Source organism: Bradyrhizobium sp. OK095 (assembly GCF_900109945.1).
Classification (GTDB): domain Bacteria; phylum Pseudomonadota; class Alphaproteobacteria; order Rhizobiales; family Xanthobacteraceae; genus Bradyrhizobium.
In genome coordinates, this window is record NZ_FOBX01000002.1 from 786,414 (window position 1) to 810,861 (window position 24,448).

The following is a 24,448-nucleotide window of genomic DNA, read 5'->3' on the forward strand; positions in this document are numbered from 1 at the left end:
CAAGGTGGCCTCGCCGTCATTCCGGGGCGCGCATTATCGCCTCGGAATCACGCCCCGGTTACCCCGACTACACCGCCATCTTGCGATGGACGATCGGAGCACCCGTGGTGAGGCTTTCCGCCGCATCGATGATCGCGTTGGCGTCGATGCCGTAGTACCGATAGAGGTCGGCGAGCGTGCCAGTCTGGCCGAACTGCTCGACGCCGAGCGCCTCGACGCGATGGCCGCGGACGCTGCCGAGCCAGCCCAGTGCGGCCGGATGGCCGTCGATCACGGTCACGATGCCGCAGTCGCGCGGCAACGGCGCCAGCAGCTTTTCGATGTGGCTGAGATGCTGCACGCCGCGCCGGTCGCGCCGCAATTTTCGCGCGGCGGTCCAGCCGGAATGGAGACGGTCGGCCGAAGTGATCGCGAGCAGGCCGATGTCGCGGCGGCTCTCGCCGATGAAGCCGGTCGCCTCGATCGCCTCGGGCGCGACCGCGCCGGTATAGGCGATCACGAGTTCGGCATTCGGGCCCGGCTTGCGCAGCCAATAGGCGCCGTCGGTAATGCCCTGTTGCAGTTCCGGCGTCATAATGCGCTGCGCCTGCTCGATGCTGCGCGTCGAGAGGCGGAGGTAGACGGAACCACCCTCGCCCGGATCGCGCTGCATGTGCTCAAAACCCCAACCCATGATCACTGCGAGCTCATCGACGAAGGCCGGCTCGAACGAGGCGAGCCCGTCCTGCGCCATGCCGATCAGCGGTGTCGCGATCGACTGGTGCGCGCCGCCTTCGGGCGCCAGCGTGATCCCCGACGGCGTCGCCGCCACGATGAAGCGCGCATCCTGGTAGCAGGCATAGTTCAGCGCATCGAGCCCGCGCTCGATGAAGGGATCGTAGAGCGTGCCGACCGGCAACAGCCGCGCGCCGTTGATCTGGTGCGACAGGCCGAGCGCCGAGAGCATGATGAACAGGTTCATCTCGGCAATACCGAGCTCGAGATGCTGGCCTTTTGGCGAAAAATCCCAGTTGAACGTCGACGGAATTTTCTCGCTGCGGAACAAGTCCGCCTTCTCGGCCCGCGCGAACAGGCCGCGCCGGTTCACCCATGGACCGAGATTGGTCGAGACAGTGACGTCGGGCGAGGTCGTGACGATGCGCTTCGCCAGCTCGCTGTCGCCGCGCGCGATCTCGTTCAGCACGAGGCCAAAGCCTTGTTGCGTCGACATCTGCGGCGCCGGCTTGAAGGCGAGCTGCTGCGGCACCTCGATAACAGGCGCAGTTAGTCTGCGGCCATCCTGGTTGAACGGCACGCGGGCGAGGAAGGCGTCGAGCTCGGCAGCTCCTTGGGTCAGGCCCTCGTACTTGTCCCATTCGCGGCCCGGGCGAATGTTCTGGCTCTCGCGATATTTCTCCATCTGCGCGACCGTCATCAGGCCGGCATGATTGTCCTTGTGGCCCTGGAACGGCAGGCCGACGCCCTTGATGGTGTAGGCGATGAAGCAGACCGGGCGATCGTGATCGATGGATTCGAAGGCGTCCAACATGCTCGCCATGTCGTGGCCGCCGAGGTTCGACATCAGCGCCAGCAGCTCCTCGTCGCTGCGCTTGTCGATCAGCTTGGTAATCGGCCCCTGGTCGCCGATCTCGTCGTGGAGATGCTTGCGGAAGGCCGCACCGCCCTGGAAGCAGAGCGCCGCATAGAGCGCGTTCGGGCAATTGTCGATCCAGCGCTTCAGCGCCTCGCCGCCGGGCTCCGCAAAGGCCTCGCGCATCAGGCGGCCGTATTTTACGATGACCACGTCCCAGCCGAAATTGCGGAACACAGTCTCGAACTTTTCCCAGAGACCTTCGCGCACGACCGCATCGAGGGACTGGCGATTATAATCGACGATCCACCAGGTGTTGCGCAGGCCGTGCTTCCAGCCCTCCGCAAGCGCCTCGAAAATGTTGCCCTCGTCCATCTCGGCATCGCCGACCAGCGCGATCATCCGGCCTTCGCGGCGATCCTTCATCCAGCCATGCGCCTTGACGTAGTCCTGCACCAGCGAGGCGAACAGCGTCTGCGCGACGCCGAGGCCGACCGATCCGGTCGAGAAATCGACGTCATCGACATCCTTGGTGCGCGAGGGATAGGACTGCGCGCCCTTGAAGCCACGAAAATTCTCCAGCTTCTCGCGGCTCTGCCGGCCGAACAGATACTGGATGGCGTGGAACACCGGGCTCGCATGCGGCTTCACCGCTACGCGATCCTCAGGGCGCAACACGCTGAAATACAGCGCCGACATGATGGTCGCGAGCGAGGCGGACGAGGCCTGGTGGCCGCCGACCTTCAGGCCGTCCGTGTTCGGGCGGATGTGGTTGGCGTGATGGATGGTCCATGACGACAGCCACAGCGCCTTGCGGGACAGCGCAGTCAGCGTTTCGAGGCGCGCGGAATCGACGGGCATAACGATGCTCCGGGAAATGAGGCCTCAATCATACGCCTGCTGGCGGCCCCAGATTTCTCAATTTTTCGCGTCGTACCCGCCGATATTGAGATATCATACCAATAATTGGCCATAAACCGCAGGTTTCATCCCAATGCACGCCCTCGACGCCATCGACCGAAAAATCCTTAGTTCTCTCCAGAACGACAGCCGGCTGACCATGCAGGAGCTCGCCGACAAGGTCGGGCTTTCAGTGTCGCCATGCCATCGCCGGGTCAAGCTGCTGGAGGAGCGCGGCGTCATCTCGCGTTACATCGCGACCGTGGACCAGAAGGCGCTGGGGCTACATGTCAGCGTCTTCATCTCGATCAAACTGGCGCGGCAGAAGGAGGAGGATCTCAACCGCTTTGCGCGGGCAATCTCGAAATGGGACGAGGTTCTGGAGTGCTATCTGATGACCGGCAATCGCGACTATCTCTTGCGCGTCGTCGCGGCCGACCTCGCCTCCTACGAGACTTTTCTCAAGACCAAGTTGACCCGGCTCGACGGCATCGCCTCGATCGAGTCGAGCTTTGCGCTCAGCCAGGTGAAATACTCGATCGCGCTGCCGGTGTGACGGCCTTAACCCGCCCGCCCGGGCGCTATTGTCACATTAGCGCAATAAACCCCGTCGATGGTCGTGGACGACAGGCATCCTGAGCCCGCGAGAGAGACCCATGACCGCATCCGACCGCACCTCCGAAACCGCCAAGCGCGAGCGCATCCTTCAGGAGATGGCCGACGATCTCGACGAGGAGTTGGAGATGGAGCTGGATGATGCCCGTCTCGACGAGCTGCTCGACGAGACCGACACACCCGGCCCGACGGTCGATCGCAGGCTTTATTTCCGGGAGTTGCTGCGGCTCCAGGGCGAGCTGGTCAAGCTCCAGGACTGGGTGCAGAGCGAGAAGAAGAAGGTCGTGGTGCTGTTCGAGGGCCGCGATTCCGCGGGCAAGGGCGGCGTCATCAAGCGCATCACCCAGCGCCTCAATCCCCGCATCTGCCGCGTCGCAGCTCTTCCGGCACCGAGCGAGCGCGAGCGCACGCAATGGTACTTCCAGCGTTACGTGTCGCATTTGCCGGCCGGCGGCGAGATCGTGCTGTTCGACCGCAGCTGGTACAACCGCGCCGGCGTCGAGCGCGTGATGGGCTTCTGCACCGACGAGCAATATCAGGAATTCTTCCAGTCGGTGCCGGAGTTCGAGCGGATGCTGATCCGCTCCGGCACCATCCTGATCAAATACTGGTTCTCGATCACCGACGACGAGCAGCAATTCCGCTTCACCATGCGCATCAAGGATCCGCTCAAGCAGTGGAAGCTGAGCCCGATGGACGTCGAGGCGCGCAGCCGCTGGGAGGCCTACACCAAGGCCAAGGAGACGATGCTGGAGCATACGCATCTTCCAGACTCGCCGTGGTGGGTCGTCGATGCCGTCGACAAAAAGCGCGCCCGCCTCAACTGCATCGCGCATCTGCTCAGCCAGATGCCGTATCAGGAGGTCGCGCGCGCGCCGGTCCTGCTGCCGCCGCGCGTGCGCAATCCCGACTATCACCGCGGCCCGATCCCGCCGGAGATGTACGTGCCGTCGAACTACTGATCGGGCACGGCCACACAACGGACGGCGCCGTTGCTAATGACACCTCGGGTCGTCAGGCGTCGTAAAGCTGCCTGCGCCGTCCTCCGGCATGTACCAGGCCTGCGTCCTCGGTGCGGGAAGTTGCCCCGCGGCAGGAACGGGCACGACCACGGCAGTGTAGCAGGGCGGCAATTCTTCAAGGCGCATCGAGCGTAAGGCGTCCTGCGGCGTACGGCCGCCGAGACGCTTGAGGAAGCCGGCATCGTCGATCAGTCGCTGGAAGGCGCCAGTGTTCGCGACCGTCACCGTTACCGGCAAGCCTTCAACGTCGACACGCCAAGGCTCCTCGAACTGATGGGTATGACCGTAGACGAAGACGCGCATCGACTTGTGCGTCGCCTGACGATCCGCGAGATGCTTCGCCATCACCTTGCTCTTGGACGAGAGGAAATGCTCGGCCAGGCTCCCGAGCTGCATGTCCCAGCAGATCTGATCCTTCTCGTTCGCGGCAATCATATCGCAGAGCTGCTGAACTTCCGCATCGGGAAGTTGATCCTTGTCGTTCGCGAGCTTGCTCAGCTCGGATTTGATCGCCTGCGCGTCCGCATCGTCTTGCTCCAGCTGCTTTCTGAGCGGATCCTCCTTGGGCAGCGAATAGAGGAAAAGCATCGCGCCTTTGCCGCGCGCGATCGCAATATCCCAGTTGACCTTGCCGGCGGGAGGCTTCCCGAGCATGACGGATTTCTGTCTCAGCGACGTCTCCAGAAGATTGAAGGTCAATAATTTGGCGACATCGGAGGCCGAACCCCAAAGCCCTCGATCGGCAGCGCGATATCGTGCCCCCGCCGTCTCCGGGCTCAGATTGTCGATGATCGAATAGGTCTTTTCCTGGCTGTTGAACAACCGTTGAACGAACAGCTCGCCCCACGAACGGATGATGTAGTCCTTGCCGTCGACATGGCGCGAAATCGCGGGCCATGTTGCGTACTTGTTGACGTCCTGACCAATCTGGTTCCCATGCTCGGCTACGATCCGCCCGTCGGTGGAAACCCATAACCCCTCGGTCACGAGGTCAATGCGGCCGCTGTCGGCATTCAGCGACGCGCCAAGCGCGTTCCAAACGGCGGCATAACGCAATGTCGAGTCGTGATTTCCCACGATGACGTGCAGGCGGTTTTCGCCACGCTCGGCAAACGTGCGAAGAATGGCGAGATCGCCAGCATGTTCGGCAACCACTTTTCCGACGAGCGCGGCCATCTCGTCTATCGTGCAGCCGAGATCGGCACTTGTGCCATGGCATTTGATGTCGGCCGGCGGCTGCCAGAGTTCAAGAAAATCGCCAACGATTACCAGGTCGACGCGCTGCTCACCGTCTTCGCTGATCTTGTTCAGGAAACCTTCGAGCGCCCTGGGCCAACGAAAATCTTCCGTCGGGTCCCAATCGCCGCCGGCCTGCTTGCCGACCCCGAAATGCAGATCGCTGATGAACACGCTGTGTCGCGGCGAGGCGACCGGTGCCTGATAAGGAACTTTCGCAACAACGGGCGAGCTTGCATCATCAGCCCAAGCCGTCAAAATCGGCGCAATTAGCATCATTGCCATCGTGAACGCAGCCGTCCGACGAAGAGTCATGCAGCACCTGGCGGTTAGGGTGAAACGCACAGCTTGATCGCGGGATTGCCGAGCAGGACATATTCCAGGCCGAGCTCGCTGTAGTCGGCGTCAGCCCTGTCCTTGAATTTTTGCGCCGTTCGCGAGACCGTTCTGTCGAACAGTTCGAGGATGGTGGGGGGCGGCTTGTCAGAAGCGACTTCGCCCATGATTTCCGCGAACGTGCTGGCAAACACCACACCGTAGCCGGCATCGATCGTAAACGGCGAGGCGATCAAGGTGTCGACCCCCTGCTCGTTCAACCGCTGCAGCAACTCCGTATTCCTGCCCTTGGCGGATGCCGCAGAACAGGCCGCGAAAATTCCGACGCTCCCGGAGGGAAATCTCTTTTCGATGTCCTGCGGAATGATGTGATCCGTCGATTCCCCGAACCACATCGCTCCCTCGTCCTGATGGGCAAGGACGACGAAGCCAACCGCGGTCGCCGGCGGAGCCAGCAACGAGACGGCCGAGCCGGTGGTGGCGGCCAGGTAGCGCCGAAGCTTCTCGATTTCGGAAATTCGCATTCCTGGAAACTTGGTGGGAAAGAAGCCCGGCGGCATGACCGCGCCAGGAACGTTCTCCAACCCGTCCGGAACCGCAAACATCCAGTCGCCGATGCACTTGTCGCGAGATGGATATCGCTCGATCGCCATCGGCTGCACGACGATGATCGGCTTCTCCAGCACCGGGTCCGCTCCCTTGGCTCCGAGAATTCCGAGCGGCACGTAGATGCTGCGATTCTGGCCGCCAGTCGAGTCCGAGGCGACGCGCACGACAACCACCGGCGATCCAGTGCTTTCGCGGACGATGGCCCGGAGTGCTGCCCACGCGTTCTTGGCGTCGTCCTCCGTCGAATTTCCGGGTTTCGTGGAGAACAGGACTTTTGCAAGCTCCTTGGCGGCAGGGAGATAGCTTCCGGGCTTCTTGTCGGCGGAATCCTTGCGAGCCTTCAGAATCATGTTCTGAAAGCGATCAGTCCTCAGAAAGTCGACGACGCTGGACGCGGTCTGCCAACCATAGACCGGAGTCTTCCCGGGGCGGCCATCGACGAACACCGCCATGCTGTAGGCTTCGAAATCGAAGATGTGAAGCGCGGCGGCCGCGGTCACGTCTGCGCCCGAGCCTTCCATTCCGAGCGACACTTCGCGCAGGGAGTTGAGGCCGCCGGAAAGCGCATTGGCCTGCACCGGATCGGCGCTGTCGCACACCGGCGCGGACATATTCGTGTCGCCGATCGACACGCGCTGCACGAGATGGTCGAGCGGCTGAAGGCCCCTGAAGATCGCGAAGGCGATCGTGGCACAGCCCTGCGATTCCGCGGTCAGCCCGATCTGAATGCTGCCGGCACTGGCCTGTTTCGAAAGCTCGGTGATCGATATCGAACCGTCAGCATATTTCTTTGCCGCAACCGCATCCGGGTGCCGGATCTTGTCCAGATCGATCTTGATTGTGTAAGAGTGGCGATCGTCCCCCAGCCGCAGGCCGGAGCCCTCGGGAACGAGCGGTTTGATGGTCAGGACAACCTCGCTCGTCTTGGGATCGGCGATCATGTCCTCGAATTTGGCATCCGCTCTCACGCCCGAAGACTGTGGTGCCCGACGCAGCAATGCGTAGTTGAAGGCAGCAACATCGAGCGTGTAGGTGTAGGTGTTGTTGGCAATCAGGATGTTCGCTCCCGGCCCGGTGCCATCAACAAACCACCCGTTCCAGTAAGCGGAAGCATTCACCGGTTCGGGCGTTGGCGCGGTTGTATTGGCGGACGGCGTCGGACCCGGCTGTGGCGGGGCCGCGACCTGCTTGTCGATGATCAGGCCCCCAGCATCCCCTGGCACTCCCGGCGCCCCTGCATATCCTCCTCCCGAGGGAGGGAAAGCCGAGGCTATCTTACCGTCCAGATCGATCGGCGGCGCTGCTTTGGCCAGGATGTCTCCAAGACGGCCGTCAACCCGAGGAAATCCCGCGCTAGGCACGATCGGACCGAGCGGAGATGGCGCCGAGGGCGCAGCCGGTGGTGGCGCGGAGGCAACGGGCGGCGCCGGAGCGACCGGAGACGGCGCGGGGATCGTCGGAGCTGATGAGGCCGCCGGCTTCTCACCCGCCGGCCTATCGCGCGGCAACAGCTCTCCCCCATCATCGAAGCTTGCAGGTCTGCCCTCTTTGGACGGCGGGGGCGCCTTGGCAACAACTGTAGGTCGGCTGGACGGCAGAGCCGTCGACGCCGGGGCGGGCGGCACGTTCAGTTGAGATGACGTCGGCGCGCTGCCACCTGCGACCGTGCTCTCCGATTCAGTCGGAGGAGACGAACCCGTGGCAATGAACGCCGTCAGAAAGGCCGACTGAATCAGCAAAAACACGCCTGCTACGAGTATCAAACCCGTCGTGGCGCCCGCCGCGAGCCACCGCGGCCTGAACCGATCGGAGCGGAAAGCGAGGAACGCCAGCAGGAAGAGATTCAGCGCGACCAGCGCCACGAACCAGAACGCCGATATCTCGAAGCCGATGGCTTGCGCCGCATAAGACTCGAGCCCCGCCAACGCGACGCAGGCGACAACGCCACCCACACCGAAAAGGGTTGTCCAGACAGGGGACACCAGCGAGCGCGCATGGGCGGCCTGAATATCTGCCACGGCGAACCCATAAAAAGGAATTGCGAAAAATATGACCAAGTGTGTCACAAGAAACAGGGCGAGTCTACCTTTACGTGTGTCCGCGTCCGCGAACCCGTCTGCCGGTCAAGCCGCAGCCATGTCCGGTCGCCGCATCGGCCAACGCGTCGCGGGGCCGCCAAGGATCATCTCCACGGCTGCACGATGATCTTGGTGTGCGCCTCGGGATTGGCGAGGTCGGCGAATGCCTTTGCGACGCCGTCGATGCCGATCTCGGCTGTGACCATCGCGGCCGCATCCACCAGCCCCTCCGCGATCAGGCGCAGAGACGCCGCAAATTCGTCCGGGGTGTAGCCGAGCACATATTGGACGTTGAGCTCCTTCATGATGCCGAGCATGGGTTCGCTCTTGTCGGCCTCCATACAGACGCCGACCACCACGATGCGCGCATCGCGCGGGGCGCCCTCGAACACCTGCTGCAACAGGCCGGGCACGCCGACGCACTCGAAGATGAGGGCAGGTTTCAGCGCCGGCAGCATGGCCTGGAGCGGAGGACGCGCCGCCTTCTCGGCCTCCGACATCTGCGCGTGCTCGGCCCAGTTCGCATAAGGCTGCGATACCCTGGGATCGACCACGATGTCGGCGCCAAGCTGAGCTGCGAGCGCACGCCGCGCCGGCGAATAATCGGCGGCGACGATCGGGTGCAGACCCCTGATCTTCAGCGCGGCAATGACCGCGAGCCCGACCGGCCCGCAGCCGATCACAAGCGGAACCTCGCCGCCGCTGATATTGGCTTTCGCCACGGCATGGACGCCGACCGCGAGCGGTTCGGTGAGCGCGGCATGTTCCGGCGCAAGACCATTCGGTACTTCCAGCAGCAGCGGCTCGCTGAGCAGCATCTGCTCCGCATAGCCACCGACAAAATCGTTGGAATAGCCGATGCCCTTGATGCCCTCCGGCGTCAGCACCGCGGGCAGCGAGCAGACATGCGTGCCCGGCTTGAGCTTGCGCGTGGTACCCGGGCCGTAGTCGACGATTTCGCAGCAGAACTCGTGGCCGAAGACGACGTCGCGCGACAGATCCATCGACGGTCGCCCGGTCTTCCTCGCCATCTCCACCATCCGCGGCGCATGCTGGCGCGCGTGCAGGTCGGAGCCGCAGATGCCGCAAGCGAGCGTCTTGACCAGCACCTGGCCGGGCCCGGGCTTCGGCTCGGCCATCTGGCCAACGACAATCTCACCGTTTCTGAAGATCGCAGCGCGCATCCGGCTCCTCCCATTTTGTTGGAGCCGTTGATAGCACAAAGCCGGATTCGAAATATTGCGTCAGGGGTTCGGGGAGCGCTCTGCCTGCACCAGAAGCTGGGCGCGGCGGATGCGCTCGCGATGGGCGATGTAGAGACCGCTGGCGACGATGAAAGCCGCGCCGACGATGGTCCAGAGATCAGGCACTTCGCCGAACAGGAAGAAGCCCAAGATGCTGACCCAGAGCAACTGCGTGTAGGAGAATGGCGCCAGCACCGAGGCATCGCCGTAGCGATAGGCCAGCACGATGATCCACTGCCCGACGGTGGACGCGACACCGATCACGATGCCCAGTCCGATCGCGGTCCAGCTCGGCGTCACCCAGACGAACGGCACCATCACGCTGAGGATCGCAACGCCTGTGAGCGCGGAATACGCCATCGTGGTGACGACGGCTTCGCGCCCGCTGATCATGCGGGTCAGGATCAACGCGGCAGCCCAGCAGAACGCCGAGATGATCGGAAAGAATGCGGCGACGTGAAACGCGCTGGAGCCCGGGCGCAGGATGATCATCACGCCGGTCAGACCGATCGCGGTCGCGATCCAGCGGCGCATGCCCACCTTCTCGCTCAGGAAGATGATCGACAGCGCGGTGACGAACAGCGGCGAGACGAAGCCGGTAGCGGAGGCTTCCGCGATCGGCAGGAAGCTCAGGCCGGTGATGAAGAACAGCGAGGAGCCGAGCAGCGCGGTACCGCGCATCAGTTGCAGGCCAAGCCGCTCGGTGCGCATCGCATAGATCGGCGAAGCCGGCAGCATCACCGGCGTGAACATCAGCGCGAACGTGACGAAGCGGATCCAGGTGATCTCGATCGACGGCAGGCTCGTCGACAAATATTTCGCGGTGACGTCGGAGCAGCCGAGAAACACCGTCGACAGCAGCACCAGCGCGATGCCCTTGAAGGGATGATCGACGCGCGCAGGTGCACGGCGAGCCTCCTGCTTCTTCTCGGTCACGGGCATGGAAATACTGTCGAGCCTTGCGGCTGCGGCGGGCGGCGGTGTCACGGCTGGAACCTGGGAAATACGATTCGGGAACGGGCGTAAAAAACGACAATTGCGCCGCTTTCACAACTTCCGAAAACAGGATGCCGATATGCGCTGAGGTCCGCGCGCGTCAATACTCCATTAATAATAGGCTTTTGTGCACTACAGCATGGGCAGACCACGCGGCTTCGGACCGCGCGGAAACGCCGCATCGAGCGCGGAAATCTCCTCTTTCGTCAGCACGAGATCGCCGGCGGCCGCATTTTCGCCGGCATGTTCGGCGGATGACGCTTTCGGGATCACGAACACCGTAGTCGCACGGGCGAGAAAGCTCAGCGCGACCTGACGCGGCGTCGCGCGACGCGTTTCCGCGATGCGCGCAAGCACGGCGCCGCCTTTGCTGCGCGCGTCAGGGAAATCATCATGACCGAACGGCGAATACGCGACAACGGCAACACCGTGCTGCTCGCACCACGGGATCACAGCATGCTCGATCGCGCGCTCCTTGAGATGATAGAGCACCTGATTGCAAGCGATGCGGCCTTCGCCGGCAACATCGAGAATTTCGTCGAGATCGTCGGCGTCGAAATTGGAGACGCCCCACGATTTGATTTTTCCTGCCTTCACCAGCTCCTCGAACGCGGCGACGGTGTCTTCGAGCGGATAGGAGCCTCGCCAATGCAGCAGATAGCAATCGAGATGATCGGTCTTCAACCGCTTCAGCGAACGCTCGCAGGCCGTGATGGTGCCGCGGCGCGAGGCGTTGCTCGGCAGCACCTTTGACACGAGGAACACCTCGTCACGTCGGCCAGCAATCGCGTCCGCGATGACAAGCTCGGCATCGCCATACATCTCGGCGGTGTCGATATGGGTCATGCCGAGATCGAGCCCGCGCTGAAGCGCCGCGATCGCGCGCTTGCGATCGCCATGGTCGAGATACCAGGTGCCCTGCCCGATGACGGAGACGTTGGCGCCGGTCTTGCCGAAGGGGTGCGTGTTCATGTCTATTCCTACAGAGCGTTACAGTCCGCTGATGTCCGCCACCAGCACGCTGCCGGTTGCAGACTCCGTAATATAGAGCCGATCTTTCTTCGCGCCACCGATGGCGACATTGGTGCAGTTCGGCCCCGCGCATGATTTGATCCGTGCGATCAATTCGCCGTTCGGCGCGAACACGAAGACGTGGCCGAGCGAGGCATGGCCGACGAAGAGGCGACCCTTCGCGTCCATGGTCATGCCGTCGGGGCCGCTGGTGCCGAACAGCGAGCAGAAGCGGCCGACTTTGGACACGCTGCCGTCCTTCATGAAGGGCAGCCGCCACACCGCATTGTCGCGCGTCATCGCGACGAACAGCACGGTTTCGGTGGGGTCGAGCACCAGGCCATTCGGGCTGATGCCGGTGTCGATGAGGCAATCGAGTCGGCCGCTCGACGAGAGCTTATAGACACGACCGCTGGGATCGTGCAGGCCGGTCTGGCCCTGGTCCGTGAAATAGATGTCGCCATTGGAAGCGAGATGCAAATCGTTACAGCCGCGGAACGATTCTGAATTGCGCGCAGTCAGGATCGGCTTGATGCGGCCGTCCCTGGCATCGAGTTCCATGATGCCGTGCATATAGTCGGCCACGAGAATGCGGCCATCGGCGGCGATCTTCAGTCCGTTCGGCCAGCCATCGTATTCGGTCACCAGCGACCATTCACCATCGGGCGCGATGCGGAAGATGCGACCGAAGGGAATGTCGACGATGTAGAGATGGCCGTCCTTGTCGAAGGACGGACCTTCGATGAAGCTGTCGGTCGGCACGCCCGGCCGGTTGGCATCGGCCCAATCGGTCCGCACGCCCTTGCGGCGGAATTTCTCGGGCATGGCGGAGAAGAGCCTGGTTTCGATCAGGCGCGGCGGCGTTTCCAGGTACATCATGGTTGTTTTGATTGTTGGGTTAGTGACGGGGACCGCGCCAGCATAAGGGACAATGTCGGGGCCGTCGATTGCCGCACAGATCATGGCAGCAAATCAGGCTCAAGCAGGCCGACGGGCAATCCGGACTAGCTGCCCCGCAATACCCTGAGCGCATTCAGGATAACCGCGACGTCGATCGCCTCCTGCATCAGCGCACCCTCGACTGGCGTGAGATAGCCGAACGCGGCTGCGATCATGCCGAGCGTGGACAGGCCGATGCCTGCATAGACGCTTTCGAGCGCAATCAAGCGCGCGCGCCGCGCGATCTCGATTGCCGGCACGATGCGATCGAGCGTGTCGACCAGCAGCACGGCGTCGGCTGCCTCCGCCGACGCCGCGGCGCCCTTCGCGCCCATGGCAACGCCGACATCGGCCGCAGCCAGCGCCGGCGCGTCGTTGACGCCGTCGCCGACCATCATCACCGGGCCCGCCTTGCGCTCGGAGAGCACGACCAGGACCTTCTGGTCCGGCGTCAGGTCAGCGCGCACCGCATCGAGGCCCAAACCGGCAGTGACGGCGTCTGCGACGTCGCGGCGGTCACCGGTCGCGAGCACGATGCGCTCGACTCCGAGACCTCGGAGTTTCGTCAGCAACGCCGCGATGCCGACGCGGAGCTCGTCGGCGAGCACAATGCGGCCGGCGAGGCGCCCGTCGACCGCGAGCCACACCACGACGGCGCCCGGCGGGTCGAGGGCTTGCGTGGGATCCAGCTCCCTGTCCGCCGGCGCCAGTTGCGCGCGGACATAGCTGATGCCGCCTACCGCCGCGCGACGTTCCTCCACAATTCCGGAGATACCCTCGCCCGGTGTCTCGATCATCTCCGTCGGCACCGTCAGCGCGAGGCCGCGGCGCTGCGCCTCGGCGACCAGCGCCTGCGCGATGACGTGCTTCGAGGCCTGGTCGAGCGAAGCCGCGATGCGGATGACGTCGTCCTCGACGAGGCCTTCGGCGGCGTGGATCGCGACCACGCTGGCCTTGCCGTCGGTCAGCGTACCCGTCTTGTCGACGACCAACGAGCGAATGCGCGCCATGGTCTCGAGTGCCTTGCCGCCTTTGATCAGGATGCCGTGGTGTGCCGCGCGCGACAGGCCGGCGACGATGGCGACGGGCACCGCGAGAATGAGCGGGCACGGCGTCGCGACCACCAGCACGGCGACCATGCGGATCGGATCCCGCGTCCAGGCCCACGCGGCGCCCGCTATTGCAAGCGTGGCGACGAGGAAGACGACCGCATAGCGATCGGCCAGACGTACCATCGGCGCCTTGGAGCGCTGCGCCGCCTCGACCAGGCGGACGATGCCGGCATAGGTGCTCTGCGCGGCGGGGCGCGCCGCGACGAGATCGAAGGCCTCGCCGGCATTGGTCGCGCCGCTCATCACGGCCTCGCCCGCCACGCGCTGCACCGGCAGCGACTCCCCGGTCAGCGCCGACTGATCGAGCACCGCAAGCGAACTCGCGAGCGTGCCGTCGACCGGCACGATCTCGCCCTGGCGGATCAAGAGCCGGTCGCCGGCCGCGACCAGCTCGACGTCGATCTCCTCCAGCTGATGGTCGCGATGGCGCATCGCCGTGCGCGGCGCACGCGAAAGCAACGCCGTCATCTCGCGCCGCGCGTGGCCTTCGGCAAAGTCTTCAAGATATTGCCCGCCGGCGTACATCAGCGCGACGACGACCGCAGCGAGTTGCTGGCCAACCAGCAGTGCCGACGTCATCGAGAGCGCAGCCACGATGTCGAGGCCGAACTCGCCGCGGCTCACACCGCGTATGATCTCGACGAGCAGTGCGATCAGCACGGGCAGCGTCGAGATCGCCCAGACCAGCTCGACCCATTGTTCGTCACCGGTAGCGCGCAGGACGAAGCCCAGCACCAGGCCTGCGGCCGGGAAGCCGATCAGGAGCGGGCGAATGGGGACGTCTGACCGAGGCGCGGACACGGAGAACACCGGCAATTAATTGGGTGGCCAGTATCGCCGGGAGCGGATGGCGCCGTGCTGACTCAGATCAAGTGGATGACAAAGCGTGGCCACCTCTCACTGTCGTCCTGGCGAGAGCCCGGACGACGGTGAGAGGTACGGCATTTAACTCGCCGCGCCCGCAAGCTTTGCCTGCTTCGGCGGCGCCATTTCGGTCGTCGCAATCAGCCGCTTCAGCTCGGGGATGCAGGAGCCGCAATTGGTGCCGGCCTTGAGTTTTGCGCCGATATCGGCCGCCGTGCGCGCGCCGGCAACGATAGTCTCGCAGATGGTGCCGCGGCCGACGCCGAAGCAGGCGCAGACGATCGGGCCGGTTGAGGCGGCGCCTTCGCTGGACTTGCCTGACAGCAGCATACGGCGCTGATCGTCGGTGACGCGATCGGCCACGAACAGGCCCTTCACCACCTCCCAGTCGCCGGCGTCATGCGCGGGGCCAACGAACAGGCAGGTCTCGATGCGATCTCCATCAAACGAAGCCGCGCGAAAAACACCGCCGCCGAAATCGCGGTATTCGGCGACGTCCTCCCCGGCGACGCCATCGAGCCAGGCCGGCCAGCGCGACAGATCGGCGTTGTCGGCAAAGAGATAACCGAAGCCGCCCGTAACAGTGACGCGGGTCCACATCAGGTTTGGCGGCAGATCGAGCTGTTTTCGCGACAGCGCAAAACCTCGGAAGACGTATTCATACGGCGTGATCGCCGCCGGCGTCGCTTTGGACTCCGGCTGCCCTGAGAACGGATCGGTGAACGGTGCGACCAGCGCGCCGACGCGGCCGTGCGAGGCATTCATCGCGCTCCAGTGGATCGGCGCGAACAGCGTGCCGCGCTGCTGGCGGTCGCTGACGACGACCTTCAGGATGCACTGGCCGTAGTCGGTGGTGATACGGGCAAAGCCGTCATGGACGATGTTGTATTTGTTGGCGTCGTCAGGATGGATCTCGACGAACGGCTCGGGCAGATGCGCGCCCAGCCGCTGGCTCAGACCCGTGCGCGTCATGGTGTGCCACTGGTCGCGGATGCGTCCGGTGTTGAGACGCAGCGGGCGCGACGGCCCGATCTCGCCGCGCAGCGCAGGCACCTCCGGCGCGACAAAACGGCCCTTGCCGTCATTGGTGAAGAAGCCGCCTTGCGCGAAGAAACGTTCACCCGGCGCCTCGCCTTCCCGCGCCGGCCACAGCACCGGCTTCAAGGCATCGAAGGCTTCGTCGGATAGCGAGGTCAGCGCGCCGATGTCGAAATCGCGGCTGCCATCGTTCTCGAAGGCCGAGAGCGCCGCATGTTCGCGGAAGATATCCGCAGCGGATCTGTAATTAAAACTGTCGCCGAAGCCGAGGCGCTTGGCGGTCTCGCTCACGATCCACCAGTCCGGCCTCGACTCGCCGGGCGCCGGCAGGAACGAGCGCTGGCGCGAGATGCGGCGCTCGGAGTTGGTCACCGTGCCCGACTTCTCGCCCCAGGCCAGCGCCGGCAGCAGCACATGCGGACCGGCATCGACCGTGTCGTTGGACAGCACGTTCTCGGACACCACGAACAGCTCGAGCTTCTTCAGCGCCTCGCGCACGAAGTCGGCGTCGGGCAGCGACACTGCCGGGTTGGTGCCCATCACCCACAGCGCCTTGACCTCGCCGCGGTTGATCGCCTCGAACAACTGCACCGCCTTCAGACCCTCATGGGTCGCGATGCGCGGCGCCTTCCAGAACCGCCGCACCCGATCGATGTCGGGCGGCGTGAAGTTCATATGCGCGGCGAGCTGGTTGGCGAGGCCGCCGACCTCGCGGCCGCCCATCGCGTTGGGCTGGCCGGTGAGCGAGAACGGCGAGGCGCCGGGCTTGCCGATGCGACCGGTGGCGAGATGGCAGTTGAGGATCGCGTTGACCTTGTCGGTGCCCTGCGCCGATTGGTTGACGCCCTGCGAGTAGAGCGTGACGACGCGCTGGGTGTCGCGGAACATCTTGAAGAAGGTGGCGACATCCTGTTCGGAGAGGCCCGTGGCCAGCGCGGTCGCGGTAACGCTGCCGGCGATGTTGCGCGCGCGGGCCAGCGCGTCGTCGAAGCCCGACGTGTTGCTGGCGATGTAGTCCTGGTCCAATGCGCCGTTGTCGGCGAGATGGACGAACAGGCCGGAGAACAGCGCGGTGTCGGTGCCGGGCTTGAGGCCGAGGAACAATTCGACGTCGGTTGCGGTGTCGGTGCGGCGCGGATCAATCACGATCATGCGCGCGCCGCGCTCCTGCTTATTCTTCAACATGCGCTGGAACAGCACCGGGTGGCACCAGGCGGCGTTCGAGCCGACGAAGACCAGCAGATCGGCCTGGTCGAGATCCTCGTAGCAGCCGGGCACGGTGTCGGCGCCGAAGGCACGGCGGTGGCCGGCGACCGAGGACGACATGCAGAGTCGCGAATTGGTGTCGACGTTTGCCGTGCCGACAAACCCCTTCATCAGCTTGTTGGCGACGTAATAGTCCTCGGTGAGGAGCTGGCCGGACAGATAGAACGCGACCGCATCAGCGCCGTCGCGCGCGACGATGTGCTGCATGCGATGGGCGACGTGGTCGAGCGCATCGCTCCAGGCGACGCGCTCCAGCACGCCCTTGCAGCGGATCATCGGATAGAGCAGCCGGCTCTCGAGCCCAACGGTCTCGCCGAGCGCGGAGCCCTTCGAGCAGAGACGGCCGAAATTGGCGGGATGATCGGGATCGCCTGCGATCGCCGCGCCGCCCTTGCCGTCGGGCGTCGCGAGCACGCCGCAGCCGACGCCGCAATAGGGGCAGGTCGTCTTGGTGGCGCGGAGTTTTGGATCGATCGCCGTCATCGTCAAGCGGCCTTTGAGGGCAGCGCCAGCGCGCGGCCGAACATCATGTCGGAGCGGATCGCGGCGACATTCTCGCGATTACGGATCAGCCCGAGATACCAGAGCGCATCGGCGGTATCGCCGATCAGCACGGCGCCGGTGAGCCGGCCTTCTGCAATCACGAGCTTCTTGTAGGTGCCGCGCCTGCGATCTGACAGCACGAGGCTCTCGCTGCCCTCTCCGCCCATGAAATCGCCGGCGGAAAACACGCCGACGCCGGAGACTTTCAGATTGGTTGAGACCACGCTGCCCGGATACGAAGCGGGCCGCCCGGCGAGATGCTGCGCCAGCACCCGCGCCTGCTCGTAGGCCGGCTCGACCAGACCATAACAGGTGCCGCGATGCTCGGCGCATTCGCCGAGCGCGTAGATGTCGGGCGAGCCCGTCTGCATCACGTCATTGACGACGATGCCGCGGTTGACCGCGATGCCGGCTTCCTTGGCCAGCGCGCTGTTGGGCCTGATGCCGGCGGCGAAGATCACCGCATCGGCCTCGAGGCGGCTGCCGTCGGCAAGCTCGACGGCCTCCACCTGGCCATCGCCATGGAGGCACTTGGTGCTGGCATTGAGCAGGATGCGGATGCCCTTGCGCTCGACCAGAGTCTTCAGCAGATCGGCCGCCGGCCCGTCGAGCTGGCGCTCCATCAACCGGTCCATCAGATGCAGCAGCGTCACCGGCGCGCCGGCCTTGGCGAGGCCGTAAGCCGCCTCTAAGCCGAGCAGGCCGCCGCCGACCACGACGACGCGCTTCTTCGCGGCCGCAAGCGTCAGCAACAGGTCGACGTCGCGGGTGTCGCGGAAGGTGTGCACGCCGGCAAGATCGGCGCCCGGCACGTTGAGCCGCAGCGGCGTCGAGCCAGTCGCGAGCACGAGCTTGGAATATTCCATGCTCTCTTCGCCGGCGATCTTCAGCTCGCGGCGGCCGGTGTCGATCTCGGTGACGCGATAGCCGTAGCGCACGGTGACGCCGCGATGGCGCCACCAGTCCGCCGGCCGCAGCTCGATCTCGTGCGAGCCGGTTTCGCCGGCCAGCACGGAAGAGAGCAGCACGCGGTTGTAAGCGAGCCGCGGCTCTTCGCCGATCACAGCAACCGCGTAGCGGCCGAGTGCGGTCTTGGCGAGCTCGTCGACCAGACGCGCGGCCGCCATACCGTTACCGACGATGACCAGCGGTTCACTCACAAGGCATCTCCTATTCGGCGGCCTGCGCCTGCGCGCCGTAGGCCTCGGAAATCATGTAGCCTGACAGCACGCCGTAAGCGTCGGTCCAGGCCGTGGCGAGTTCGGGCGTCCAGGCTTCGCCAAGCCCCTTCTCCAGGGTCCACAGCAAGGTCGCGCCGACCACGGGATAGTGCTCGGCCTTGGCGCCATAGGCGACATGACGCTTGGCGAGCGCGGAGGCCGCGGGAAGAATCGAGTTCAGGTTCGAGAGACCGCCGACGACGGCGGCGAGCATGCCCATCAGCTTCTTGCGCTGCTCGGTCATGTCCTCGGGAAACATCGCGCGCACGGACGGCGCCACCTCGAACAGGCGGTCGTAGAACAACACCGAGGCTGCTTCGGAAATCGGCGCGACCTTGGAAAAGCTCTGCTGGATGAGGGTGATCTGCTCGGGCGTCATGATGTTCTCCTGCCTGTTTCGGTTTGCCTTGGTGCGCGCCATTGCGAACCAGGTTCATGGGTCAAACGTCATCAGCGAGACTTCTCCCCGCGTACGGGGAGAAGCGAGTTTCATACCAAGTGTCACACCCGAGCTTCGGCGAGGCCTGGCGCGCCCTCACCTTGCGGGCTGCGACGCAGGTAGAACCACCAGGTCAGTGCGAGGCAGGAGGCGTAGAAGCCGAGATAGATCGCGAGCGCGAGCTGCGGCCCGCCGGTCATGGCGATCGACTTGCCGAAACCGGTCGGGATCAGATAGCCGCCGACGGCACCGACCGCGCCGATGAAGCCGACCGCGGCACCGCTCTCGATGCTCGCCGTCTTCAGGGCAGCCGCGCGCGCCGCATCGCCCTTGCCGCGAACCTTGAACAAATTCTGCTCGCGGAAGATCGAGGGGATCATGCGGTAGGTCGAGCCGTTGCCGATGCCGGTCGTGACAAACAGGATCAGGAACATCGACAGGAAGCCGATGAAATCCTTCTGCCCGACGAAGTAGAGCACCCCGACCGTCGCCGCCGCCATCGCCATGAAATTCCAGAAGGTGAGGATCGAGCCGCCGATCTTGTCGGCGAGCAAGCCGCCGAGCGGCCGCGACAACGAGCCGACCAGAGGCCCGAGGAAGGCGATCGCGATCGTCACCGTCGGAAACTGCGTCTTGATCAGCAGCGGAAATGCCGCGGAGTAACCGATGAAGGATCCGAACGTCCCGATATAAAGATACGCCATGATCCAGGTGTGCTTGCGCTTGACCACCGCGAGCTGGTTCTTGATCGACGATTTGGCGGTGGTGAGGTTGTTCATGAAGAACACCGCACCGAACACCGCGATCGCGATCGGTATGACCCACATCAGGCCGGCGTTTTGCAGATACACGCCGCCGACCGGGTTTGCCTGGAACAGGTTGATGACCGCGAGCGTCATCAGGATCGGGGTCAGCAGCTGCACGCTGGAGACGCCGATATTGCCGCCAGCCGCGTTCAGCCCCAGCGCCCATCCCTTCATCCTGTCAGGGAAGAAGAAGGAGATGTTGGTCATGCTGGAGGCGAAATTGCCGCCGCCGAGACCTGCGGTCGAGGCGATCAGCAGCATCAGCCAGAACGGCGTGTCGGGTAGGCTGACGAAATAGGCGAGCGACAGCGTCGGAATGAACAGGATCGCCGCACTGAAGATGGTCCAGTTGCGGCCGCCGAAGGTCGTGACCGCGAATGTATAGGGAAAGCGCATCAATGCGCCGATCAGCCCCGGCACCGCCACGAGCTGGAACAGCTCGTCGGTAGAGTAGTGGAAGCCGGCCTGCGGCAGCTTGGTCGCAACGATGCTCCAGATCAGCCACACCGAGAAGCCGATATGCTCAGCGACGATCGACCAGATCAGGTTGCGCCGGGCGATCGATTTACCGCCCGCATTCCAGAACGCCTCATCTTCGGGGCGCCAGTCAGATATCCACGTCGGACTCTTGGTCATTGCAAATCCCTTCTAGGCTCACCGCTGCTTCGTTGCAGGCTCTGCCTCCAGGCATGGAGGCGCGCGTCGAGGCCAAGCCCCGATGGCGAGTTCACGATGCTGATTGATGATGTGAGGGACGTCGTCGTTGGCGTCGGGCAAGGTAATTCAACTTCCGTGCCAACTGCGCGCAATCAGGAAATACAGGGAATTCAGGAGCTTATTCGAATTGCCCGAAGCTTTTGCAAGGCGATTTCGCACGCATATTTTGCGATTCGCTCAATCCTTGTGCGGCGCACAAGGATTGAGCTTGATGATCCAAAATTAGGCGAAGCGTTAACGATGCGTTACGCGGCTTCGACGAAGCGATGACGCTCATAGAGGAATTCGAGCACGCGCTGGCGGCACTTCAGGTAGGTGGTGTTGGTCGCGAGTTCGAGCCGCTTGCGGGGACGCGCGAGCGGCACCTCCAGCACCTCGCCGATGCGCGCGCTCGGACCGTTCGTCATCATTACAATCCGGTCGGACAACAGCACGGCCTCGTCGACGTCGTGGGTGATCATCAAAATGGTGTTGCCGAGCTTCTGATGCAGCGCCATCACCGAGTCCTGGAGATGGGCGCGGGTCAAAGCGTCGAGCGCGCCAAAAGGCTCGTCCAGCAGCAGTACCTTCGGCTCCATCGCCAGCGCGCGCGCAATGCCGACGCGCTGCTTCATGCCGCCGGAGATTTCGGACGGACGCTTGTCCCTGGCATGGGCCATCTGCACGAGGTTGAGATTGTGCATCACCCAGGCGTCACGCTCGGCACGGGATTTGGTCCGGGCAAAGACCTTGTCGACGCCGAGCCTGACGTTCTCGTAGACAGTCAGCCACGGCAGCAGGCTGTGGTTCTGGAACACCACGGCGCGATCGGGCCCTGGCGAATTCACTTCGCGGTTCTCCAGCAGCACGCCGCCGGTCGAAGCGGTCGTGAGCCCGGCGATGATGTTGAGCAGGGTCGACTTGCCGCAACCGGAATGGCCGATGATGGAGACGTACTGCCCTTTCTCGATGGTCAGGTTGATGTCCTTCAGCACCTCCGTGGTCGCGGCGCCGCGGGTAAAGATCTTGTCGATGTGGTCGAGCTTCAGATAGGCGGTCATGTGTCCCTTCCCCTAGCTTGTCGCGGTGCCGCGCGTGACGATCTTGCCGAGGCCCGCGATCAGGCGGTCGAGCACGAAGCCGATGATGCCGACATAGAACAGCGCCAGGATGATTTCGCTGATATGCGAGGAGTTCCAGGCGTCCCAGATGAAGAAGCCGATGCCGACGCCTCCGATCAGCATTTCCGCGGCCACGATCGCGAGCCAGGACAGGCCAATGCCGATGCGAAGTCCCGTGAAGATGTAGGGCGCGGCGGCCGGGATCATGATCTTGGCGAAGAATTCGAGCGGGTTGAGTTGCACCACGGCGGCGACGTTGCGGTAATCTTGCGGGATATTGCGGATGCCGACCGCGGTGTTGATGATGATCGGCCAGATCGAGGTGATGAAGATGACGAAGATCGCCGACGGCTGACCGTCGCGGAAAGCTGCGAGTGACAACGGCAGCCAGGCCAACGGCGGGATGGTGCGCAGCACCTGGAACAGCGGATCGAGCCCGCGCATCGCCCAGACCGACTGTCCGACCAGCACGCCTAGCGCGATGCCGGCGATGGCGGAGAGCGAGTAGCCGAGCGCGACGCGCTGGAGACTGGCGGAGAGATGCCAGAACAGGCCCTTGTCGATGCCGCCATGGTCGAAGAACGGATCGACGATCAGCTCCTTGGTGTCCTTGAAGACCTTTGACGGCGGCGGCAGCGCCGAGCCGGCGCGGCGGCAGACCAACTCCCACACCAGCATCAAGAGCGCGATCACGACCAGCGGCGGGATCACGCGTACAGCGGTCTCCCTCGCCATCCGCGCATAGGCCTCGCTACGCGGCGCACGCTTCGGCGTCATCGCGACGACAGGCGCTGCGGTGGTCGCAGGCGTCGCGGTCTCAACCTCGATCTTCGTGGCAGGCATGTTCATCGCAATATCTCTCCGGCTTCAAAAGACGATGCGGCCGCCCTGGGGCGGCCGTTGGCTCCATCAGACTTCGACGCGCTTGATCGCGAGCGACTTCAGATAGGCAGCCGGATTTTCGGGATCGAACACCTTGCCGTCGAAGAAGGTCTCCTTGCCACGCGAGGTGGAAGCCGGAATTTCCGAGGCCGCGACGCCGAGCGTCTTGGCCGCGTCGCGCCACATGTCCTCGCGATTGACCTTGGCGATCAGCGCCTTGGTGTCGAAATTCGCCTCGTACTTGCCCCAGCGGATGTCCTCGGTGAGGAACCAGAGATCGTGGCTCTGGAACGGATAGGAGGCGAAGTCGCGCCAGTACTTCATGATGTGCGGCGAGTTCTCGACCACCTTGCCGGGGACGCCGTAATCGAACTTGCCGGAGGTGCGATCGAGCACGTCCTCGACCGGGCAGTTCATCCACTGCCGCTTGCCCATGATGGCGGCGAGCTCGGCCTTGTTCTCGGCCTTGTCCGACCACTGCTGGGCCTCCATCACCGCCATCAACAGCGCCTTCGAAGCCTTCGGATATTTGTCGACGAAGGCCGCGCGCATGCCGAAGGATTTTTCCGGATGCTTGTTCCAGAGCTCACCCGTCGTGACCGCGGTGTAGCCAATGTTCTGATGGATCAGCTGCAGGTTCCACGGCTCGCCGACGCAGAAGCAATCCATGGTGCCAACCTTCATGTTGGCCACCATCTGCGGCGGCGGCACCACGATGGTCTCGATGTCCTTGTCGGGATCGATGCCACCGGCGGCGAGCCAGTAGCGGAGCCAGAGATCATGCGTGCCGCCGGGGAAGGTCATGGCAGCCTTGATGGCCTTGCCGGAGGCCTTCTTCTTCTCCAGCGCCGCCTTGAACGGCGTCGCGTCGACGCCGAGCTTGAGGTCGGCATATTCGTTGGCGACCGAGATGCACTGGCTGTCGAGATTGAGCCGCGCCAGGATGTACATCGGCGTCGGCTGGTTGTTCTGCGTCACCTTGCCGGCCGAGATCAGATACGGCATCGGGGTCAGGATATGCGCGCCGTCGATGCCGTTGCCCTCCGAGCCGAGCACGAGGTTATCGCGCGTGGTGCCCCATGAGGCCTGCTTCTGCACGTCGGTGTCGGGCACGCCGTATTTGGCGAACATGCCCTTATCCTTGGCGACGAAGAGCGGGCCGGCATCGCTCAGCGCGATGAAGCCGAGCTTGGCGCCCTTGACCTCGGGGCCTGCATCCTGCGCGAAGGCGCCGGCGGGGAAATTCAGCTTGGCGGCGGCGAGAAGGGCGGCGGTTGAGCCGGCGGCCTTCAACAATTGACGGCGGCTGAGGCCACTATCCGAAGGCCGGCGAATGCGCTTGGTCATGGGCGGTGTCGTCCTTTGCGTCGTTGCGAATGATTGCGTCAGTGCGCACGAGCAGCCCGGTCCGTCCGTGACGCCAAAAAAAGGCGCATGCGAACGCGCGACGGGGAGACCCCCGCCTGGGTGGCGTCAGCAAATTCGGATGAGAAGTCTCGCGGGACGGCTTCAATGGCGTCGGCTTGGAACTATTCAAGCTTCATGCCAAGCGCGGCAGCTCATAAACCCCATCATATTCAATATGTTATAAGCTCCGCGCCAGTCTGTCGCAGGCGCGCGACGCACGCGGAATTTGCGGCCTGCTTATTCCTTGTGCGCCGCACAAATCTTATGCAGCCGCCTAAGCAAAAGGCCGCCGAACTCGCAATGATCGGATCAAGGCGCGAGCCATCCGATTGATATCAAATACTTTTTTGAACACAACGACCCGGCACGCAACTTGCATTTCCTCTGGCGTCAACGAAGACTGCGGCTTGCCGCATTGTTGCAGCCTCTGGCGGCTGCGACCGGGAGCTCAAATGCTTCGCGGCCATCCTCGGCTCAGTCCTCGTGACGCGATTCCCA

General features: G+C 63.9%; 18 protein-coding genes. 3 read left to right on the forward strand and 15 right to left on the reverse strand.

Annotated features, from left to right (window positions below):
- Positions 1-67 precede the first annotated feature (67 nt).
- Positions 68-2,431, reverse strand: coding sequence for a thiamine pyrophosphate-binding protein (locus BMW89_RS08590; RefSeq protein ID WP_092024516.1), 2,364 nt, complete (start codon positions 2,429-2,431; stop codon positions 68-70).
- Positions 2,432-2,564: 133 nt separating this feature from the next.
- Here BMW89_RS08590 and BMW89_RS08595 point away from each other — a divergent pair, with 133 nt between their 5' ends.
- Positions 2,565-3,026: an Lrp/AsnC family transcriptional regulator gene (locus tag BMW89_RS08595; RefSeq protein ID WP_092024518.1), complete on the forward strand. Its 462-nt coding sequence runs from the start codon at positions 2,565-2,567 to the stop codon at positions 3,024-3,026.
- A gap of 100 nt (positions 3,027-3,126) precedes the next feature.
- Complete coding sequence (gene ppk2, locus BMW89_RS08600; RefSeq protein ID WP_092024520.1) at positions 3,127-4,047, forward strand: polyphosphate kinase 2; 921 nt, start codon at positions 3,127-3,129, stop codon at positions 4,045-4,047.
- A 33-nt stretch (positions 4,048-4,080) separates the two neighbouring features.
- Here ppk2 and BMW89_RS08605 read toward each other — a convergent pair whose 3' ends face one another.
- The 11 genes from BMW89_RS08605 to BMW89_RS08655 all read right to left on the reverse strand — a co-directional run bounded on the left by BMW89_RS08605 (position 4,081) and on the right by BMW89_RS08655 (position 20,480).
- Positions 4,081-5,658, reverse strand: coding sequence for a metallophosphoesterase (locus tag BMW89_RS08605; protein WP_143062728.1), 1,578 nt, complete (start codon positions 5,656-5,658; stop codon positions 4,081-4,083).
- A gap of 14 nt (positions 5,659-5,672) precedes the next feature.
- Positions 5,673-8,306, reverse strand: coding sequence for a hypothetical protein (locus BMW89_RS08610; RefSeq protein ID WP_143062729.1), 2,634 nt, complete (start codon positions 8,304-8,306; stop codon positions 5,673-5,675).
- A 164-nt stretch (positions 8,307-8,470) separates the two neighbouring features.
- Positions 8,471-9,550 (reverse strand): zinc-binding dehydrogenase, encoded by a 1,080-nt coding sequence (locus tag BMW89_RS08615; RefSeq protein ID WP_092024526.1) that lies wholly within the window; start codon positions 9,548-9,550, stop codon positions 8,471-8,473.
- 60 nt (positions 9,551-9,610) lie between these two features.
- A complete protein-coding gene (locus BMW89_RS08620) occupies positions 9,611-10,552 on the reverse strand; it encodes a DMT family transporter (protein WP_177195927.1) in 942 nt (313 codons plus the stop codon).
- A gap of 186 nt (positions 10,553-10,738) precedes the next feature.
- Positions 10,739-11,578, reverse strand: a complete 840-nt coding sequence (locus tag BMW89_RS08625) for an aldo/keto reductase (protein WP_092024531.1) — start codon at positions 11,576-11,578, stop codon at positions 10,739-10,741.
- A gap of 18 nt (positions 11,579-11,596) precedes the next feature.
- Positions 11,597-12,493, reverse strand: a complete 897-nt coding sequence (locus BMW89_RS08630; protein WP_092024534.1) for an SMP-30/gluconolactonase/LRE family protein — start codon at positions 12,491-12,493, stop codon at positions 11,597-11,599.
- A gap of 128 nt (positions 12,494-12,621) precedes the next feature.
- Positions 12,622-14,469, reverse strand: a complete 1,848-nt coding sequence (locus BMW89_RS08635) for a heavy metal translocating P-type ATPase (RefSeq protein ID WP_092024726.1) — start codon at positions 14,467-14,469, stop codon at positions 12,622-12,624.
- Between the two features lie 144 nt (positions 14,470-14,613).
- A complete protein-coding gene (locus BMW89_RS08640; protein ID WP_092024535.1) occupies positions 14,614-17,319 on the reverse strand; it encodes a nitrate reductase in 2,706 nt (901 codons plus the stop codon).
- 2 nt (positions 17,320-17,321) lie between these two features.
- The gene (locus BMW89_RS08645; protein ID WP_092024537.1) at positions 17,322-18,539 is read right to left on the reverse strand and encodes an NAD(P)/FAD-dependent oxidoreductase; all 1,218 of its coding nucleotides are present in this window, start codon (positions 18,537-18,539) and stop codon (positions 17,322-17,324) included.
- Between the two features lie 10 nt (positions 18,540-18,549).
- Positions 18,550-18,978 carry a globin family protein gene (locus BMW89_RS08650; RefSeq protein ID WP_092024728.1) on the reverse strand — a complete coding sequence of 143 codons (429 nt, stop codon included), beginning with the start codon at positions 18,976-18,978 and terminating at the stop codon, positions 18,550-18,552.
- 122 nt (positions 18,979-19,100) lie between these two features.
- On the reverse strand, positions 19,101-20,480 hold the full coding sequence (locus BMW89_RS08655; protein ID WP_092024539.1) for an MFS transporter: 1,380 nt from the start codon (positions 20,478-20,480) through the stop codon (positions 19,101-19,103).
- A gap of 96 nt (positions 20,481-20,576) precedes the next feature.
- Here BMW89_RS08655 and BMW89_RS37270 point away from each other — a divergent pair, with 96 nt between their 5' ends.
- Positions 20,577-20,831, forward strand: a complete 255-nt coding sequence (locus BMW89_RS37270) for a hypothetical protein (RefSeq protein WP_143062730.1) — start codon at positions 20,577-20,579, stop codon at positions 20,829-20,831.
- On the opposite strand, the gene BMW89_RS08660 is transcribed toward BMW89_RS37270, so the two are convergent.
- From BMW89_RS08660 to BMW89_RS08670, 3 genes are read right to left on the reverse strand one after another with little or no spacing between them, the layout of a single operon-like run.
- Positions 20,807-21,601: an ABC transporter ATP-binding protein gene (locus BMW89_RS08660; RefSeq protein ID WP_092024540.1), complete on the reverse strand. Its 795-nt coding sequence runs from the start codon at positions 21,599-21,601 to the stop codon at positions 20,807-20,809. The two genes, BMW89_RS37270 and BMW89_RS08660, sit on opposite strands and share 25 nt — an antisense overlap.
- Positions 21,602-21,613: 12 nt before the next feature.
- Entirely contained in the window at positions 21,614-22,510 is an 897-nt protein-coding gene (ntrB, locus tag BMW89_RS08665) for a nitrate ABC transporter permease (protein ID WP_092024542.1), read from the reverse strand.
- 60 nt (positions 22,511-22,570) lie between these two features.
- Positions 22,571-23,890 carry a CmpA/NrtA family ABC transporter substrate-binding protein gene (locus BMW89_RS08670; RefSeq protein WP_092024543.1) on the reverse strand — a complete coding sequence of 440 codons (1,320 nt, stop codon included), beginning with the start codon at positions 23,888-23,890 and terminating at the stop codon, positions 22,571-22,573.
- Positions 23,891-24,448: the final 558 nt, after the last annotated feature.